This is a genomic window from Desulfosarcina sp. (assembly GCF_046496365.1).
Lineage (GTDB): Bacteria > Desulfobacterota > Desulfobacteria > Desulfobacterales > Desulfosarcinaceae > Desulfosarcina.
Map to the genome: position 1 here is coordinate 1 of NZ_JAWOHB010000093.1, position 2933 is coordinate 2933.

Here is a 2933-nt window from a genome sequence, read left to right on the forward strand (position 1 = left end):
TTTTCATCAACCGCGAGCATGAAGCGGACACCATTGAGAAAATGGCTGAAATCGACGTGTCCTCGAAGCTCATCAAATTCATTCCTGAAAAAGGCGTCACCATTGTTGAGTTTATCGACGACGCCGTTGTGTTGAAGAACGACCACTTACTGGACCCTCCCCTTCACCCCAACATCGTGGAACCGATTCGAAAAATACATACGAGCGGCGTCCAGTTGCGACGAGTGTTCAATCCCCTGCATGAAGTCATGAAAATGTCCGCCATCCTCAAGCGGCTTGACATCGATTATCCGGAATTTGACATCGCCGGCACCATCCAGCGCCTCATTCAGCTGTCAGCGATCATCAACATCCCCGAATCCGAATACACCGCCTGCCACAACGATCTGCTGGCGGATAATTTTATCCTCATCAAAGAAAAAGCGGCCGCCAAATACCCCTCCCCCATGTACATCATCGACTGGGAATATGGGGGCATGGCACCCAAGTATTATGATATCGCCGACATGTTTCAGGAAATTCTGGTCCCCCGGGAAGTGGAAGAACAGATCGTGAAGCAATATTGCGAGGGCCAAAATTTTGACCGGGTTCTTTTTCTCATCGATCTTCACAAACCGTTTCCGGATATCTACTGGTTCATCTGGAGCCTGATCCAATTAAACATATCCAAGATCCCCTTCGACTATTACACCTACGGCAGGGTAAAATATGAAAATGCCTTGAAAAACCTCGCGTTCATCCAGAATGAATATGGGATTGCCGTATCCCGCTGACCTTCCGTCCGAGCTTCAAATTAATTTTTCGTCGGCATCGTGTTTTTTGTTGACAAGGCACTCGAAGGAATGTATTTTGCACTGCAAGATGTCTATACATCTATAACAATAGACACTGCGCGCGGCCAAACTGAACATGAGGCAGCAAAACTTTGGGCTGCCGCGGTTGTCAGGAAGGCGGCAGGCGGACGGTCAGCAAGAACAGCGTGTACCCATGGAGGCAGCAAATGACATTTCCCATCGATCTGAGCGTATTCAAAACACTGAAATTTTCTACGTCGCAGCCGGAACTCACCGATGAACAGGAACGACAGCTGAGCATCAACATCGAGCTGGTCCGCAACAGTATCGTCTTTTTTACCGCCTATGCCAACACCAAAGGCCTGGGCGGCCACACCGGCGGAGCCTACGACATCGTTCCGGAGCTCCTGATCGTCGACGGATTCATGAAGGGAAGCGATACGATCTATCCCGTATACTTCGACGAAGCCGGCCACCGCGTCGCCATCCAGTACATGATGGCAGTGCTCAACGGCTACAAAGCGCCGGAATCGCTGCTGCATTATCGCGAATTCGGCAGCGGCCTCTACGGCCACCCCGAAAGAGATGACGCCCAGGGCGTATTTTTCAGCTCCGGCCGGCTGGGCCACATGTGGAGCTATGTCAACGGCGTGGCAGCAGCCAACCCGGATAAAACCGTAATCATTTTCGGCAGCGACGGTTCCCAGCAGGAGGGGGGCGATGCAGAGGCTGCCCGTTTCGCGGTCGCACAGCAGCTCAACATCAAACTGCTCGTTGATGACAATGACGTGACCATCGCCGGGCATCCCAGCAGCTATATGAAAGGCTTCTCCGTCGAAAACACCTTGAAAGGCCATGGGATTCAGGTGGACACCGGCGACGGCGAAAACCTGGCCGCCCTGTACCGCCGAATCCAAAAGGCGCTCATCACCGACGGACCGGTGGCGCTGATCAATAAACGCCAAATGGCCGTGGGCATTCCGGGAATCGAAGGTTCGCCCAAGGGCCACGATGTCATTCCCGTGGATTTTGCCGTCAGCTACCTGAAGGCAAAGCACGCGCATGCGGCGCTGAAAGCCCTGGAATCTTCAGCCAAAAAGTCCCAGGCCGTCGCGTACCTCGGCAGCACTCAGGAAACGGCGAAAAACAGGGATAATTTTGGAAAAATCATCTGCGATATCCTCGCACAGACACCGGATCGGGAATCCAGCGTGCGGGTCGTTGATTCGGATCTGGAGGGGTCCTGCGGACTGCATCATATCCGCAAAGCCTTCCCCGAAGTTTACTTGACGGCCGGAATCATGGAACGTAACAATTTCTCCGTGGCCGCCGGCTTCGGCGGCGAAAAAGGCAAACAGGGCATATTCGGAACCTTTTCCGCATTTCTGGAGATGGTGATCTCTGAAATCACCATGGCCCGGCTGAACCGGGCCAATGTGCTGGCTCACTTTTCCCACGCCGGCGTGGATGATATGGCGGACAACACCTGCCATTTCGGCATCAACAACTTTTTTGCCGACAACGGCCTGCCGGAAAACGACACTACCCGCTTATACTACCCGGCGGATTCCAACCAGATGCGGGCAATCCTTCAGGCCGTCTTCAATGACGAAGGGCTGCGCTTTATCTTTTCCACCCGTTCCGCAACCCCCTTTATTCTGGATGAAGCGGGGAAAGCCCGATTCGGCGGCGACTATTCGTTTACACCCGGCCGGGATGAAGTCATTCGGGACGGAGATCAGGGAACCGTCGTGTCTTACGGCGAAATGCTCTACCGGTGCCTCGATGTGGTGGAGCGCCTGCGGGCGCAAGGCATTCAGATAGGGCTGATCAACAAGCCGACGCTGAATGTGATCGATGAAGCCATGATGGCAAAGCTGATGGACAGCCGCTTCGTTCTGGTGGTGGAAACCCAGAATGTGAAATCCGGCCTCGGCGCCCGCTTTGGCACCTGGCTGCTGGAAAGAGGATTTGCGGCACGCTATGCCCGCATGGGATCAACCCGGGAAGGACATGGCGGGCTGGAAGAGCAGATCCCTTACCAGGGACTCGGGACGGATGAAATACGGAACAAAATCATGTTCTTGTGCTCATCCTAACGCATTGGATAAATGGCGAGATAGATTAGGGCAAAAAAAC

2 protein-coding genes are annotated in these 2933 nt (G+C 53.7%); both read left to right on the forward strand.

The annotated features are described in order from the left end of the window. On the forward strand, nucleotides 1-773 hold a 773-nt coding region (locus R6V78_RS07430; protein ID WP_410288705.1), incomplete at its 5' end, for a hypothetical protein. Between the two features lie 227 nt (nucleotides 774-1000). Further along, nucleotides 1001-2893, forward strand: coding sequence for a transketolase C-terminal domain-containing protein (locus tag R6V78_RS07435; RefSeq protein WP_410288706.1), 1893 nt, complete (start codon nucleotides 1001-1003; stop codon nucleotides 2891-2893). The last annotated feature ends 40 nt before the right edge of the window (nucleotides 2894-2933 follow it).

Excerpts from the sequence above, each read along its gene's own strand:
- R6V78_RS07435 (WP_410288706.1), top strand. The coding sequence starts at position 1,001 with ATGACATTTCCCATCGATCTGAGCGTATTCAAAACACTGAAATTTTCT.